At 61.3% G+C, this 13,621-nt stretch carries 17 protein-coding genes and 1 other RNA gene; 9 read left to right on the forward strand and 9 right to left on the reverse strand.

Going from position 1 to position 13,621, the window contains the following annotated elements; all coding sequences use genetic code 11:
• Positions 1-29: 29 nt before the first annotated feature.
• The gene (locus GA0061103_RS33930) at positions 30-605 is read right to left on the reverse strand and encodes a c-type cytochrome (RefSeq protein WP_092720300.1); all 576 of its coding nucleotides are present in this window, start codon (positions 603-605) and stop codon (positions 30-32) included.
• A gap of 151 nt (positions 606-756) precedes the next feature.
• Between GA0061103_RS33930 and GA0061103_RS33935 the strand changes: the two genes are divergently transcribed.
• Together GA0061103_RS33935 and GA0061103_RS33940 are read left to right on the forward strand one after the other, a co-directional pair.
• The gene (locus GA0061103_RS33935) at positions 757-1,512 is read left to right on the forward strand and encodes a 3-deoxy-manno-octulosonate cytidylyltransferase (protein WP_092720302.1); all 756 of its coding nucleotides are present in this window, start codon (positions 757-759) and stop codon (positions 1,510-1,512) included.
• A gap of 24 nt (positions 1,513-1,536) precedes the next feature.
• Positions 1,537-2,391, forward strand: coding sequence for a prephenate dehydratase (locus GA0061103_RS33940; RefSeq protein WP_092720304.1), 855 nt, complete (start codon positions 1,537-1,539; stop codon positions 2,389-2,391).
• Positions 2,392-2,603: 212 nt separating this feature from the next.
• On the opposite strand, the gene GA0061103_RS33945 is transcribed toward GA0061103_RS33940, so the two are convergent.
• The 6 genes from GA0061103_RS33945 to GA0061103_RS33970 form a co-directional block, all read right to left on the reverse strand.
• Positions 2,604-3,002: a VOC family protein gene (locus tag GA0061103_RS33945; protein ID WP_092720306.1), complete on the reverse strand. Its 399-nt coding sequence runs from the start codon at positions 3,000-3,002 to the stop codon at positions 2,604-2,606.
• A 210-nt stretch (positions 3,003-3,212) separates the two neighbouring features.
• Positions 3,213-3,581, reverse strand: coding sequence for a VOC family protein (locus tag GA0061103_RS33950; RefSeq protein WP_092720308.1), 369 nt, complete (start codon positions 3,579-3,581; stop codon positions 3,213-3,215).
• A 321-nt stretch (positions 3,582-3,902) separates the two neighbouring features.
• Positions 3,903-4,130, reverse strand: a complete 228-nt coding sequence (locus GA0061103_RS33955) for a hypothetical protein (RefSeq protein WP_092720310.1) — start codon at positions 4,128-4,130, stop codon at positions 3,903-3,905.
• A gap of 186 nt (positions 4,131-4,316) precedes the next feature.
• On the reverse strand, positions 4,317-5,003 hold the full coding sequence (locus GA0061103_RS33960; RefSeq protein WP_092720312.1) for a helix-turn-helix transcriptional regulator: 687 nt from the start codon (positions 5,001-5,003) through the stop codon (positions 4,317-4,319).
• Between the two features lie 13 nt (positions 5,004-5,016).
• Positions 5,017-5,976 (reverse strand): NAD(+) diphosphatase, encoded by a 960-nt coding sequence (gene nudC, locus GA0061103_RS33965; RefSeq protein WP_092720314.1) that lies wholly within the window; start codon positions 5,974-5,976, stop codon positions 5,017-5,019.
• Entirely contained in the window at positions 5,973-6,383 is a 411-nt protein-coding gene (locus GA0061103_RS33970) for an HIT family protein (protein WP_092720401.1), read from the reverse strand. The genes nudC and GA0061103_RS33970 overlap by 4 nt, the downstream gene beginning before the upstream one ends.
• A 91-nt stretch (positions 6,384-6,474) precedes the next feature.
• Here GA0061103_RS33970 and ffs point away from each other — a divergent pair.
• From ffs to GA0061103_RS33985, 3 genes are all read left to right on the forward strand, one after another.
• Positions 6,475-6,572: signal recognition particle sRNA small type (gene ffs, locus GA0061103_RS33975), an RNA gene on the forward strand.
• A gap of 66 nt (positions 6,573-6,638) precedes the next feature.
• Positions 6,639-8,516 (forward strand): DNA polymerase III subunit gamma/tau, encoded by a 1,878-nt coding sequence (locus GA0061103_RS33980; RefSeq protein ID WP_092720316.1) that lies wholly within the window; start codon positions 6,639-6,641, stop codon positions 8,514-8,516.
• Between the two features lie 98 nt (positions 8,517-8,614).
• On the forward strand, positions 8,615-8,938 hold the full coding sequence (locus GA0061103_RS33985) for a YbaB/EbfC family nucleoid-associated protein (protein ID WP_092720318.1): 324 nt from the start codon (positions 8,615-8,617) through the stop codon (positions 8,936-8,938).
• A gap of 15 nt (positions 8,939-8,953) precedes the next feature.
• On the opposite strand, the gene GA0061103_RS33990 is transcribed toward GA0061103_RS33985, so the two are convergent.
• Positions 8,954-9,430, reverse strand: a complete 477-nt coding sequence (locus tag GA0061103_RS33990) for an Lrp/AsnC family transcriptional regulator (RefSeq protein ID WP_092720320.1) — start codon at positions 9,428-9,430, stop codon at positions 8,954-8,956.
• A gap of 113 nt (positions 9,431-9,543) precedes the next feature.
• Here GA0061103_RS33990 and GA0061103_RS33995 point away from each other — a divergent pair, with 113 nt between their 5' ends.
• Entirely contained in the window at positions 9,544-10,080 is a 537-nt protein-coding gene (locus GA0061103_RS33995) for an RBBP9/YdeN family alpha/beta hydrolase (RefSeq protein ID WP_092720402.1), read from the forward strand.
• Positions 10,081-10,174: 94 nt separating this feature from the next.
• Entirely contained in the window at positions 10,175-10,786 is a 612-nt protein-coding gene (locus tag GA0061103_RS34000) for a LysE family translocator (protein WP_092720321.1), read from the forward strand.
• Here GA0061103_RS34000 and GA0061103_RS34005 read toward each other — a convergent pair.
• Entirely contained in the window at positions 10,783-11,406 is a 624-nt protein-coding gene (locus tag GA0061103_RS34005; RefSeq protein ID WP_092720323.1) for an MOSC domain-containing protein, read from the reverse strand. The genes GA0061103_RS34000 and GA0061103_RS34005 overlap by 4 nt on opposite strands.
• Positions 11,407-11,463: 57 nt before the next feature.
• Between GA0061103_RS34005 and recR the strand changes: the two genes are divergently transcribed.
• Together recR and GA0061103_RS34015 are read left to right on the forward strand one after the other, a co-directional pair.
• The gene (gene recR, locus GA0061103_RS34010; RefSeq protein WP_092720325.1) at positions 11,464-12,069 is read left to right on the forward strand and encodes a recombination mediator RecR; all 606 of its coding nucleotides are present in this window, start codon (positions 11,464-11,466) and stop codon (positions 12,067-12,069) included.
• 23 nt (positions 12,070-12,092) lie between these two features.
• Positions 12,093-13,535, forward strand: a complete 1,443-nt coding sequence (locus GA0061103_RS34015) for a lytic murein transglycosylase (protein ID WP_425349582.1) — start codon at positions 12,093-12,095, stop codon at positions 13,533-13,535.
• The last annotated feature ends 86 nt before the right edge of the window (positions 13,536-13,621 follow it).

Consider the following 13,621-nt stretch of genomic DNA (forward strand, 5'->3'; position numbering starts at 1 on the left):
CGGGTTTTCAATCGATCTTCCGCTTTGGCTTAGTTCGTGGCGGCCGGTGCATTCGGGTCCGGCAGCGGCACCTGCGTATCGGCAAGCGTGCGCAGATAGGCGATCACGTTGGCACGATCCTCTTCCTTCGGCAGGCCGGCAAAGCCCATCGCCGTGCCCGCAACGAATTTCTTCGGAGCGGCCAGGAAGTGATAGAGGTGGTCGTAGGTCCACTTTTCCGCACCGCCCTTGGAGAAGTCCTTCATGCCGGACGAATAGGCGAAGCCCTCGTGCTCGGCGACCGGGCGGTCGACAATACCCCAGAGATCGGGGCCAACCTTGTTCGGCCCTCCCTTCTCTCCGGAATGACAGGCCTGACACTTCTTGAAGATCGTCTCGCCGACCTTGGCATCAGCCTTCTGCAGCAGCTGAGCAATCGGCGTATCCGGCTTGGCAGCCGCAGCCTTATCGCCCGCCGCCGGCTCTTCCGTAGCGACGATGGCGAAGCCGGGCTTTTCCGGTGCCTCCGAATGGAAAATAAATCCTGACGCGAGCGACACGGACTTCAACACGAACAGCGTGGCCAAAAGCGCCCCGACTCCCATGTTCACGTAGGATGAATTCATCTGCTATGCTCCCCTCGCCGCCGGCATCCTCCGCCGGCCCATCTTGAATTCGCGCGAAACCTATGTCTTTTGGCTGTTTCTTGCAACTCTGTAAACGGTCTCCACCATGAGACGTTTTGACACTTTTCCCTCGGGAATAGAAGGCCCAAGAATGACTGATTCAAATTTAGACAAGACGCTGGTCCTCATTCCCGCCCGCATGGCCTCCACACGCCTGCCGGGCAAGCCGCTGGCGGATATTTGCGGCCTGCCCATGATCGTACAGGTTGCCAAGCGTGCGCGCGAGGCGGCGATCGGTCGCATCGTCGTCGCCGTCGACCATGAGGATACCTATGCGGCAGTCGCCAATGCCGGCTTCGAAGTGGTCATGACCCGCACCGACCATCAATCCGGCTCGGACCGCATCTACGAAGCGCTGCAGGCGGTCGATCCCGAAGGCCGCGCCGAAATCGTCGTTAACGTGCAAGGCGACCTGCCGACGATCGATCCCGACACCATCCGCGCGTCCCTGCGCCCGCTCGAAGATCCGGCCGTCGACATCGCCACGCTGACGGTCGAGATCAAGGACGAGGAAGAAAAGACCCTGCCGAGCGTCGTCAAGGTCATCGGCTCGCCGATTTCCGACAATCGCCTGCGGGCGCTCTATTTTACCCGGACGACCGCGCCCTATGGCAACGGGCCGCTCTTTCACCATATCGGCCTCTATGCCTATCGCCGCGCTGCGCTCGCGAAATTCGTGAGCCTCGGCCCATCGACGCTGGAACGGCGAGAATCACTCGAGCAGTTGAGGGCGCTGGAAGCCGGCATGCGCATCGATGTCGAGATCGTTGACACGGTCCCGCTCGGTGTCGATACTCCCGGCGACCTCGAAAAGGCCAGACGTATCCTCTCCGCCGCTTCTCTCTGACGGCATTCCCCCAAGGGCAGTCCCATGATTACCAAGACCAACAAGATCTCCTTCCAGGGCGACTACGGCGCCAATTCCGACATGGCCAGCCGTGACATGTTCCCGACCATGGAGCCGCTGCCCTGCCAGACCTTCGAGGATGCGCTGACCGCCATCGACAATGGCGACGCGGATCTCGGCATGATCCCGATCGAGAACACGATCGCCGGTCGCGTGGCGGACATCCATCACCTTCTGCCGGAATCCCGCCTGCATATCGTCGGCGAATATTTCATGCCGATCCGCTTCCAGCTGATGGTGCTGCCGGGCGTGAAAAAGGAAGAAATCCGCACGGTGCACAGCCACATCCACGCGCTCGGCCAATGCCGCAACATCGTGCGCGCGAACGGCTGGAAGCCTGTCATTGCCGGCGATACGGCGGGTGCTGCCAAGCTGGTGAAGGAAACCGGCGATCGCAGCATGGCGGCGCTGGCGCCGCGGCTTGCGGCCGATCTCTACGGGCTGGAAATCATCGCCGAGAATGTCGAAGACACCGAAAACAACATGACGCGCTTCGTCATCCTGTCGCGCGACGAGGACTGGGCCGAGCGCAGCGCACCTGACGAAAAAATCGTCACGACCTTCGTCTTCAACGTCCGCAACATTCCGGCCGCGCTCTACAAGGCGCTCGGCGGCTTCGCCACCAACGGCATCAACATGACGAAGCTCGAAAGCTATCAGCTCGGCGGCCGTTTTGTAGCAACGCAGTTCTATGCCGATATCGAGGGCCATCCCTCCGATCCGCATGTGCGCCGCGCGCTGGAAGAATTGCGCTTCTTCTCGGAGAAGGTCCGCATACTCGGCGTCTACAAGGGGCATCCGACGCGGGGCGATCTTTAACATTCGGCACTGACCTGGGCCACCTCGTGGTTCGAGGCGCTGCCGTCATCGCTCCGCTTCGACCACAGCGCACCTCACCATGAGGTGGGTCACACCCCTGTGGCCAGGCACAAAAGATCAGTCCTCATGGTGAGGTGCGGAGCTCGAAGAGCGCAGCCTCGAACCACGAGGGCGGATGGCTATTTGCGACCACTACGATTTGCGTCCGGCGGCTATCTTTCGACCTTGGTCACGACCTCGATTCGATGCCCGTCTGGATCGATGACGAAGGCTGCAAAGTAGCTCGGGCCATAATGAGGCCGAAGGCCCGGCGGGCCATTGTCCTTGCCTCCATGCGCGAGCGCGGCCTCATGAAACGAGATAACCGCTTCATGGCTTGGCGCGGCGAAGGCAAGATGGAAGCCCGCACCTGGCGCATGAGCCGCGCTGCCGCGCAATTTGATGGCGAACTTGTCGCCCCCACCCGCAGGGCCATATCCAATTGCCTGGTCGGGATCGCCGGGGGTCAAGTCTTCCCAAACCCTGACATAGCCGAGCGGCGCGAAGGCTGCGTCGTAGAATGCAGCGGCTTTGTCGATATCTGCGACGCCGAACGAAATATGATGCAGCAATTGTGGCTCCTGTCGCTCTTTGGGCGTGTCGTTCAGTTTCTTCCGCGAATGCGCGAAGTCAACTTGGACGTGCGGCGCGGCTGCAAGGCAAGTTGCTTCGACGGGACGATCTCTAATCGTCGCTTCTAGCCCCTCATCCGGCCTTCGGCCACCTTCTCCCCGCAAGCGGGGAGAGGGCTAGGGTGAGGGGCAAGCCAGACAATCGGCAACCTACTTATCCGGCTCACAAACGCGAAGGCGATGGCCGTCCGGGTCGAGGACGACGAAGGTCGGGCCGAAATCCATCGTCGTCAGCTCCTGCGCGATGGGCAGGCCGCGTGCCTTCCAATCCTTGTAGTGCTGCTCGACGGCGCCGGCGCCTTCGACCATGAAGCCCAGTTCGCCGCGATTGCCGATGGCGGAGGACTGGGGCTCGACGCTGCTTCGGCGCCAGAGGCCGAGACTTAGGCCATTGTCGAGCGAGAAGGCCACGAAGTTCGGTGACGCAAAGGCTGGTTCGCGGCCGAACAGATCGCGGTAGAACGGCGTGCTCTCGCTGGGGTCCTTGACATAGAAGATGATGAGGTTCGGGCTGGTCATCTGAATAGTCCTCTTGTTTTGATGGATTTAAGGGCATGCAACGGCAGTCCGGCAGACGGAGCTCGGCCCGCCGAAGATGGCTTTGTCTGTCATGATGAGTGCTTGCGAAGCCGCGTTTCCGAAGCCTTCAGCAGCCTCCGGATCGGCGCCTTGCGCTTGAATTTCCGATTTTACCGATGTCTCTATCGCAAAGTCGCGCCGAACTTCGCGCGGGATGCTCTGGGGCGGTTCAGTTTCTCATGGAATCTCTGAACCGTCCTATCTCGTTATTTTCCTGCAATTCCGGATGGAAAACTGCTGCGCACTTTTCCGGGAATTGTTCTAATGCATCCGCTCTTCCTCACGGTAAGGTGCGCGGCCATCGAGAAAACCGAGATCCCGCATCACGGAACTCGGCGCCTCCTCGATATCGAGACGATTCCAGCGGCGGGTGAAATAGCCAAGCGCGACCTCGGAGAGACGAGCCGGCCATGACTGATGCTTGCCTTTGAGCGCCTCGACGCCACCGCGATGCACGTGTTGCGAAATGATGGAAACGTTGCCGGCCATGATCGGTCCTCCTTCCTGATTGGATGGACCCATCATAGCCGCATCTACTGACAGTTTCTGGCAGTAGCATCACACTAAAGCGCGTCACGATCTTTCAGATTTGCTTCCTGCGCTTCAGGTCTTTGATTTTACGCATGTCGTTGTCGCAAAAACGCTGCCCACTTTTGCGCGACATGCTTTGGCGGATCAATTGTGGACCCTGCCCTCCCGGGCGTGCCATTCCCTGGCGAGCGCGACACGCCGGCGCGGATAGCGCGCCTCCAGCACCGCGAAGTCAACAATGCGATCGGCGCGGAAATGGCGGAAATCCTGGCGCAGCTCGCACCAGGCCATGACGATGCGGGCATTGTCGAAATAGCCGAGCGCGAAGGGCCAGATACGCCGGGTGGAAATGGAGCCGTTCACATCGCCATAGGTCAGCTGCACCATGCGTTCGGTGCGGATCGCCTTGCGCATGAGGGAAAGATCGGCCTTGTCCTCGGTGACACGGCGTGTGGCAACGACCACCGCCGCCTGGTCGACCTCGTCGCGGAGGTCCGCGGGCAGCACGGCGGCGATCTTGGCAAGCGCGTCGGCACCGGCTGCCGCCAATCGCGAATCGGTGGCGCGCGCCACCCATCTGGACCCCAGCACCAGCGCCTCGATCTCATCCTGCGAAAACATCATCGGCGGCAGCATGAAGCCGGGTTTCAGGACATAGCCGATGCCCGGCTCGCCCTCGATCATGGCGCCCTGCGACTGCAGGCTGGCAATATCGCGATAGAGCGTGCGCAGACTGACGCCGGTCTCCTCCGCCAGAACGGCACCGCTGACCGGACGGCGATAGCGCCGCAGCGTCTGCAACAGCGTCAGCAAGCGTTCGGAGCGGGCCATGGCACGATAAGACCTAGCGTTTCCATTCCACCCAGTCGCGCATCAGGCGATGGGCAATGGCGCCCTTGGGTGGAGATGTATTGCCGGAAGCCGAAACGCGATCGAGCATGGCGAGCGTCTCCTCTGGCGTGAACCAGCGGCAATCCTCAAGCTCGGCTTCATCCATGTGGATTTCCGTCGACTTCGCCTCGGCATAGCAGCCGATCATAAGGGAATGCGGCATCGGCCAGGGCTGGGAAGCATGGTAGCGCACGCGGCCGATCTGAATACCGGACTCCTCATGCGTCTCGCGGCGCACCGCATTCTCGATGGTTTCGCCCGGTTCGACGAAACCGGCGAGACAGGAATACATGCCTGGCGCGAAGTGATGGCTGCGGCCAAGCAGGCAGCGATTCCGCTCCTCATCGATCGTGAGCATGATGACGACCGGATCGGTGCGCGGAAAGATCATATGCTCGCAGGCCGTGCAGACGCGCTTATAGCCGCCGATGCGGCTTTCCATAACCGAGCCGCAGCGCCCGCAGAAACGGTTATCGCCATTCCAGCGGAGGAGGCTCATGCCCTGCGCCGCTTCGCCGAGGATTTCGCCTTCGAGCAAAAGATCGCGCCAGAGCGAGCGCATGTCGGCCGGCTTGTACTGGCAGGCAAGTTCATCTGCATTGACGCGCACAGGCACGGCAAGCCGGGGTTCGCCAGTCTTGCGATAGCCGAGAAGCACGGCCTCATCCCAATTGGGATCGAGGTCCTTCAGCTCATAGCGGGCAAAGAGCGGGTCGAGCACCTGACCATCATGTTTCAACACCAAACGATCCTGGGCGAAAGCCAGGATATGCGTGCCCTCCTTGGCCAGCGCATGCTTGATCGATTCCTCGTCGCGATGCTCGGCATCCCGGTTGAGCTGGTTTTCCGCAAAAGCGGTGAGACTGCTGGCTTCCGGATGCGGCGCATCCGAGGAAAAGATGGAATGGCTCATTGTGAAAGCGTTTCCCGCAACTTGGCTATGAGGCTGTTCATGTCTTCATCCGAATAGGGTTCGGCCTTGCCATAGCCCCAGACGGGACCAGGCCAGTTGGCGTCACCTTCGAACCGCGCGATGACATGAACATGCAGCTGGCGGACGATATTTCCAAGTGCCCCGACATTGATTTTTGTCGCACCCGTCACCGTCTTCAGCGTGGCTGCGACCTTATCCGTTTCGAAGGTCAGCAAAATCCGGTCGAGCGGGGTCAGCTCGAAAACCTCCGATTTGTCGGGCCGTCGGGGGATCAGCACGAGCCATGGCCAGCGGCTATCCTTCATCAGCCGCACGTCGCAAAGGCCGGTGATGGCGACGGAAATGCTGTCATTCGCCAGACGATCGTCGAGCGTAAACTCCTTCAAGGGGGCATCCTCCATTGTTTTATCAAATGTTTAGCAGTTTTTTTTGACCTTGGCTTGCTTTTGATGACGATATTGCCGATATGTGCATCCGGGAGGTTGGTGGTGGACGAGCCACTCGCCAACCGGGTCAGGTCCGGAAGGAAGCAGCCCTAACGAGCCCGGCACGGGTCATTCGTGCCAGCCTCCCACCCTTTCCGAAAGCAAGTCCCGGCTTTCGTCCGGCGATAAGCTAGGCACCGGGCAACAAGCAGGGCGATGAGCGACACCGAGCGACAAGCAAAAGATGCCGCCTCGACCGGCACCGGTTACCGGGTGCTGGCCCGCAAGTACAGACCCAAGGACTTCACGGACCTGATGGTCGGCCAGGAGCCGATGGTTCGCACGCTGACCAACGCGTTCGAGACCGGTCGCATCGCTCAAGCCTATATGCTGACCGGCGTGCGCGGGGTCGGCAAGACCACGACCGCCCGCATCCTTGCCCGCGCCCTCAACTACAAGACCGCTGACATCGACCGTCCGACGATCGACCTGCGCGAACCGGGCGACCATTGCCAGGCGATCATGGAAGGCCGGCACGTCGACGTCATCGAGATGGACGCCGCCTCGCACACCGGTATCGACGATATCAGAGAGATCATCGAGCAGGTGCGCTACCGACCGGTTTCGGCGCGCTACAAGGTCTACATCATCGACGAAGTGCACATGCTGTCGACGGCCGCCTTCAACGGCCTCTTGAAGACGCTCGAAGAGCCGCCCGAGCATGTGAAGTTCATCTTCGCCACCACCGAAATCCGCAAGGTTCCGATCACGGTGCTGTCGCGCTGCCAGCGCTTCGACCTGCGCCGCATCAGCGCCTCCGATCTCGTCGGGCTCTTCACCACCATCGCCGGCAAGGAAGGCATCGAGGCCGAGCCGGAAGCGCTCGCCATGATCGCGCGTGCCGCCGAAGGCTCGGCGCGCGACGGCCTGTCGCTGCTCGACCAGGCGATCGCCCATGGCAGCGGCTTCGTTGCCGCAGATGCCGTACGCGCGATGCTCGGGCTTGCCGATCGCGCCCGCATCGTCGATCTCTTCGGCCATGTCGTCAAAGGCGATGTCTCGGCCGCCCTTGCGGAATTCAACAGCCAGTACGAGGCCGGCGCCAATCCTGTCGTCGTGCTCACCGATCTTGCCGATTTCACCCATCTCGTGACCCGCCTCAAATATGTGCCCGATGCCGCCGGCGATCCGTCGCTCAGCGAAGTCGAGCGCACGAAAGCGGCGGAATTTGCGCAAGGCGTGGCGGTAACTGCGCTTTCCCGCATCTGGCAGATGCTTCTGAAGGGCATCACCGAGACGGAGAATGCCTCGCGCACCGCCGGTGCTGCCGAGATGGTGCTGATCCGGCTTGCCCATGCCGCCCATCTGCCGGCACCGGAAGATGCCGCGCGCAGGCTTGCCGAATTTTCAGACGGCAATGGTGGCTCCCGTCCCTCGCCGTCTCCGAGCGGCGGCAATGGTGGTGGCGGAGCGGTGTCCTATCAGGGCAACGCCATGGCCCGCGCCGTCGAAACGCCGGCGCCGCGCCCGGCGCCCTCCGCACCGATCGCCATGCTTCGCTCCGTGCCGAATACACAACCGGATTCGCAACCTGTCGGCCGCATCGAGCCGAAGCCGGTCGAAGCGCCGAAGCCACTGGTGCCTGTTAATTCGATGGCCGATATCGCCGAGCTTGCCAGCCAGAAGCGCGATCCGAAGCTGAAGGCGCTGGTGCGCACCTTTGTGCGCCCGGTCAAGCTCGAGCCGGGCCGGCTCGATGTCAGCCTGACCTCGGGTGCACCCGGCACGCTGTTGAACGAGTTGGCCGTCAAGCTCAAGGAATGGACCGGCATCCACTGGATCGTCAGCCTCAGCCGCGAGGAAGGTCAGCCGACGCTGGTCGAAGCCGAGGCGAACGCGCAAAAGCAGCGGGTCGCGGATGCCCGGCAGGACCCCGATGTCGCGGCGATCCTGGCGCAGTTTCCCGGCGCAAAGATCATCGACGTTAGGGTGCGGGCGCCCGAGACGGAAGACGAAGAGGAGACTGCTGCTCCTCCGGCCGCTGCCGAATCCGTTGATGGCGATATTCTACCGGGCGACGATATCGAATTCTAGCGCTAGGATAGACGTTTGCGGAACCGCATCGGTTTGAGGCCGTTGGCGACATATCCCGGCTGACCGAACAGACACTTGCAGAAGAAGGACCAAAGACGATGCGCGACATCATGGGCATGATGGGCAAAGTGAAGGAAATGCAGGCGAAGATGGAGAAGATGCAGTCGGAGATCGCCGACATTCGCGTCGAAGGCAAGGCCGGTGGCGGCCTCGTCACCGTCACCGTCAATGGCAAGGGCCTGATGCTCAGCCTGAAGATCGATCCCTCGCTGTTCAAGGAAGACGATGTCGAGATCCTCGAGGACCTGATCGTCGCCGCCAACAAGGATGCCCAGGAAAAGGCCGAGGCGATCGCCGCCGAAAAGACCCGTGAACTCACAGCCGGCCTGCCGATCCCGCCCGGCTTCAAGCTGCCATTCTGAGACCGGCATCCTCCATCAGCGGGCGGCGGCCTTGCGAATGAGATCGCGGCCGATCGCCTTTACAGGCTCATTCCGCAGCACCAGCGACGTCGTCACCGCGCCATGGCGGGCAATGGAATCGACGATGGTTTCAAGGTCTGATGGTGTCGGCACCAAAACCTTGAGCAGAAAGCAATCCTCGCCCGTCAGCCGCAATACCTCGATAATCTCAGGCATTTCGGAAAACTGTTTCAGATAGGGCCGGATATGCTCATGCGTCGTCCGCAGCCGTATGACTGCCATCATGCCGAGCCCGACGGCTGAGGGATCAATAACCGCGCGATAACCGGCAATCACGCCACGCTCTTCGAGCCGCTTCAGCCGTTCCGACGCTGCCGGCTGCGACAGGCCGACACGGCGGCCAAGTTCCGATACCGAAATCCGTCCGTCCTCTTGCAGGATCTCGATGATCGATAGATCCGTCGGATCCAGCCCTCTTTCGATAGTATCCATAACTCACCTTCAATTCATCGGGTGGCGAAGGTTTTATCCGATGGATTGCAATGTCAATCGGCAACCCGACATGCCAGCTTTTCTTCGTCGATAAACATGGAGAAAGGATTGGCATGAGCGACATCATCACGCTACCGGGGCTCGGCGGCTCGGGCGAAGGTCACTGGCAGACATTGTGGGAACAGAATGATCCGACCATGCACCGGTTTCAGCCGTCGAGTTGGGACAGACCGATACTTTCGGATTGGATCGCCGCATTGGAGGGGGAAATCGCCCGCTCGCAAACGCCGCCGATCCTGATCGCCCATAGCCTTGCCTGCCAGTTGATCGCCCATTGGGCGCCGATCAAGAAGGTGGCGATCCTTGGCGCGTTCATGGTGGCCGCGCCTGATCCCACAGGCGAAATCTATCTTGCCGAGGCCAGCAGCTTTGCCAATCCGCCACGGCAGCGGCTGCCTTTTCCATCGCTGCTCGTTGCCAGCACTGACGATCCCTTCGGCTCCTTCGACCATGCGCGCCGTAGCGCCGAAACCTGGGGCAGCGCCTTCGTCGATGTCGGGCCACACGGTCATATCAATGCGGCATCCGGGCTGGGCGACTGGTCGGAAGGCAAGGCAATCTTCCAGCGTTTTCGCGCCGAGCTTGGCTGAGCGCAATCAGGCGTTTGGAAAAGCCGCACCGGAATGGTATCTCTGGCGCTCTTCTTCCAGATATCATCTGGTTTGCCCGCTTGGAGGGAATGTCATGAGCCTGTCGACGCTGCTCGTTTTTGCCGGCGCCTTGTTCATTGCGGCGGGATCGCCGGGGCCGAACATCGCGGCACTCGTGGCGCGCGTGCTGACAAAGGGCGCGCGCAATGTACTGCCCTTCCTCTCCGGCATGTGGCTCGGCGAGGCGATCTGGCTCACCTGCGCCGTCGCCGGCCTTGCGACCATTGCCGAAACATTTCACTTGGCCTTCGTGGTCATCAAATGGCTCGGTGTCGCCTATCTGCTCTATCTCGCCTGGAAGATGTGGTTTGCCTCCTCCGATACGACGGGAGAGGAGTTGCCGGACGAGCAATCGGCTACGCGGCTTTTCCTTGCCGGCTTCACCGTCACCATGGGCAATCCAAAGATCATGGTGTTCTACGTGGCGCTGCTGCCGTCGATCATCGATCTGCACGGCGTAACGCTTTCGGGCTGGGCTGAACTGGTGGTGACGATGTTCGTGGTGCTTGTGGTCATCGACCTCTCCTGGGCGATGCTGGCGGCGAAAGCGAGGACCTTCCTCAAGAGCCGCCGCGCCGTGCGAATCGCCAACCGCACCAGCGCCGCCACCATGGCGGGCGCGGCCGTCGCCATCGCTATGCGCTAACCGCCAGGTTCGCTCTCGAGAAACGCTCGCAGCCTATGGTGAATGGGCGTCGTGAGATAACGCGCCCGATCCTCGCGAGACGGCGACCTATCGAGCATTGCCATCAGGTCCGGCATGGTGACGCGGCTGCCTGCATAGGGAACATAGGTGACCGCTGCACCGGCACTCACCGTGCCGGCCTGCAGGACACGGCAGTAGATGCCGGGACGCCCTGCCCGCATATAGCGTTTCACGAATTTCGGATCGCCCATCTTCGCGGCGAAGGTGGTGCAGGGAATGCGGGCCGAGGTGACCTCCAGAACTAGATTGCCGGCTATGAATTTATCGCCGACGGCAACGGTGCAATTATCCAGGCCCTCGATAATGAGATTCTCGCCAAAGGCGCCGGGCTCCAGCGGGCGCCCGAGCTCTCTCGCCCACCAGTCCAAAGTCAGCGAACCCTCGACATAGACAGCCTGATCGCGACCGCCATGATGCTCGCGATTGCAGATGGCGTCGCCCAGCAGCCCCTCCTCGTCGATCATGACAGTGGCGTTGACGGCGTGCTTGTTGATGCCGGTCTTGGCTTTTTTGCCGGGAAGCGTTTCAGGAGCGCCGAGGCAAACGGCCAGAATTTTCATCGCTCAACCATCCCTTCCGTGATTCCGTTCCTTGAGCATATGAGCTAAAAGCCTCCCATGGCAAAGCGAGTCACCGGCCCCGAAATCGAAAAACTCATCCAGCTTCTGGCAAAGGTGCCGGGCCTCGGGCCACGCTCGGCGCGCCGCGCGGCGCTGCATCTGATCAAGAAGAAGGACCAGCTGCTCGGACCGCTGTCCCACGCCATGGGCGATGCCTATGACAAGGTGAAGATCTGCTCGCGCTGCGGCAATGTCGATACCGTCGATCCCTGCACCGTCTGCACAGACGACCGGCGCGACCAATCCGTCATCATCGTCGTCGAAGACGTGTCCGACCTCTGGGCGCTCGAACGCGCCGGCGCGATGAACGCCGCCTATCACGTTCTCGGCGGCGTGCTGTCGCCGCTCGATGGCGTCGGGCCTGATGATCTCAACATTCGCGGCCTGATTGCCCGCGTCGGCGAAGGCGGCATCCGCGAAATCATCATCGCCGTCAATGCGACGGTCGAGGGGCAAACCACAGCACACTATATAACCGACCAGCTGGCGGGTCTCGAAGTGAAGATCACTCGGCTTGCCCATGGCGTGCCCGTTGGCGGTGAGCTCGATTATCTCGACGAGGGCACGCTTGCGGCTGCGCTCAGGGCGCGGACGGCGATTTGATTGCTGCGATAAAGGACTGATTCATGAGGAGAGTGCGCACCCCCCTCTGTCACTTCGTGACATCTCCCCCACAAGGGGGGAGATTGGCCGCTTGCGACACCGTCTCCGCGAAACCATTTGCCACTGCAACTACAGAAACTTCGGACCTTCGATATGGCGCGAAGCCCGCCGCCAACAATCTCCCCCCTTGTGGGGGAGATGTCCTGAAAGGGACAGAGGGGGGTATCTTCCGACACATTCTGCCATTGCTTATCTTCCTCCTTGCCCTACTCCCCCTACCCGCATTCGCCGCCTCCAAAGCTGATGTTGAAGCGCAGTTTCAGGCCTGGATCCAGAAAGATCTCTGGCCGGAAGCGCAGAAAGCCGGGATTTCGGCAAAGACCTTCCAGGCCGCTTTCGCCGGCGTGACGCTGAACTGGGATCTGCCTGACCTCGAACCGCCGGGTTTCCCAAAACCCAAGCAACAGGCGCAGAGCCAGGCCGAATTCTCTTCCCCCGCCCCCTATTTCAACGAGGCGCGGCTGCAGAAGCTGGCGGCGACCGGGCGGAGCCTCGCCTCGCAATATGGGCCGGTGCTGCGAAAGATCGAGAAGACCTATGGCGTGCCGGGGCCGATCCTGCTGGCCATCTGGGGCAGAGAGACCGGCTTCGGTGCCGCCAAGCTGCCGAATTCGGCGATGCAGGTGCTGGCGACCAAGGCCTTCATGTCGACCCGCAAGGACATGTTCCGCACCGAAGTGATCGCCGCGCTGCGAATTCTTCAGCATGGCGACGTGACGCCGGATCAGTTCAAGGGCTCCTGGGCCGGCGCGCTCGGTCAACCGCAGTTCATGCCAACCAACTACCTGAAATATGCCGTCGATTTCGATGGAGACGGCCATCGCAACATCTGGACCTCGGTGCCGGATACGCTAGCATCCATAGCCAACTATATGGCTCAGAAGGGCTGGCAGCGCGGCCGCGGCTGGGGATACGAAGTCACGATCCCGCAGAATGTCTCCTGCGCGCAGGAAGGGCCTGATCTCGCCAAGCCGATATCGCAATGGGCCTCGCTCGGCATCAAGCCGGTCTCCGGCAAGGCCTTTCCGGCGGACGAATTGAAGGCCAGTGGGATGATGCTGGTGCCGGCCGGCCGCGACGGGCCGGAATTCATCGTCACGCCAAATTTCTACACCATCAAGGAATACAACAACTCCGACCTCTACGGCCTTTATATCGGCAATCTCGCCGACCGCATCGCCTCGGGCAGCGGCGCCTTCCAGGAAAAATGGGGCGATGTTGGCAAGATGCTGCGCTCGGATGTGGCCGGCATGCAGAAGGTGCTGGAGCGCAAGAGCTATGATGTCGGCGGCACCGACGGCCTTCCGGGCTACAAGACGCGGCGCTCTATCGGCCAGTGGCAGGAGAAGAGCGGCATGAAGCCCACCTGCTATCCCGATAGCTCCATGCTCGGCGTGCTCAAATAGCGGCCGACAAGCCTTTCGACGCGACTGCCTTGCAATTTGCCGGAAAGGGGCTTATATCGGCTTCAAATTCTTGATCGCGTGATGAA

It is taken from the genome of Martinezella multihospitum (assembly GCF_900094585.1).
Classification (GTDB): Bacteria; Pseudomonadota; Alphaproteobacteria; order Rhizobiales; family Rhizobiaceae; genus Rhizobium; species Rhizobium multihospitium.

What these genes read in the sequence shown, in the direction of transcription:
- GA0061103_RS33930 (WP_092720300.1), bottom strand. Translation starts at nt 605, where the DNA reads ATGAATTCATCCTACGTGAACATGGGAGTCGGGGCGCTTTTGGCCACG.
- GA0061103_RS33935 (WP_092720302.1), top strand. Translation starts at nt 757, where the DNA reads ATGACTGATTCAAATTTAGACAAGACGCTGGTCCTCATTCCCGCCCGC.
- GA0061103_RS33940 (WP_092720304.1), top strand. Translation starts at nt 1,537, where the DNA reads ATGATTACCAAGACCAACAAGATCTCCTTCCAGGGCGACTACGGCGCC.
- GA0061103_RS33950 (WP_092720308.1), bottom strand. Translation starts at nt 3,581, where the DNA reads ATGACCAGCCCGAACCTCATCATCTTCTATGTCAAGGACCCCAGCGAG.
- GA0061103_RS33955 (WP_092720310.1), bottom strand. Translation starts at nt 4,130, where the DNA reads ATGGCCGGCAACGTTTCCATCATTTCGCAACACGTGCATCGCGGTGGC.
- GA0061103_RS33960 (WP_092720312.1), bottom strand. Translation starts at nt 5,003, where the DNA reads ATGGCCCGCTCCGAACGCTTGCTGACGCTGTTGCAGACGCTGCGGCGC.
- nudC (WP_092720314.1), bottom strand. Translation starts at nt 5,976, where the DNA reads ATGAGCCATTCCATCTTTTCCTCGGATGCGCCGCATCCGGAAGCCAGC.
- GA0061103_RS33980 (WP_092720316.1), top strand. Translation starts at nt 6,639, where the DNA reads ATGAGCGACACCGAGCGACAAGCAAAAGATGCCGCCTCGACCGGCACC.
- GA0061103_RS33985 (WP_092720318.1), top strand. Translation starts at nt 8,615, where the DNA reads ATGCGCGACATCATGGGCATGATGGGCAAAGTGAAGGAAATGCAGGCG.
- GA0061103_RS33990 (WP_092720320.1), bottom strand. Translation starts at nt 9,430, where the DNA reads ATGGATACTATCGAAAGAGGGCTGGATCCGACGGATCTATCGATCATC.
- GA0061103_RS33995 (WP_092720402.1), top strand. Translation starts at nt 9,544, where the DNA reads ATGAGCGACATCATCACGCTACCGGGGCTCGGCGGCTCGGGCGAAGGT.
- GA0061103_RS34000 (WP_092720321.1), top strand. Translation starts at nt 10,175, where the DNA reads ATGAGCCTGTCGACGCTGCTCGTTTTTGCCGGCGCCTTGTTCATTGCG.
- GA0061103_RS34005 (WP_092720323.1), bottom strand. Translation starts at nt 11,406, where the DNA reads ATGAAAATTCTGGCCGTTTGCCTCGGCGCTCCTGAAACGCTTCCCGGC.
- recR (WP_092720325.1), top strand. Translation starts at nt 11,464, where the DNA reads ATGGCAAAGCGAGTCACCGGCCCCGAAATCGAAAAACTCATCCAGCTT.
- GA0061103_RS34015 (WP_425349582.1), top strand. Translation starts at nt 12,093, where the DNA reads ATGAGGAGAGTGCGCACCCCCCTCTGTCACTTCGTGACATCTCCCCCA.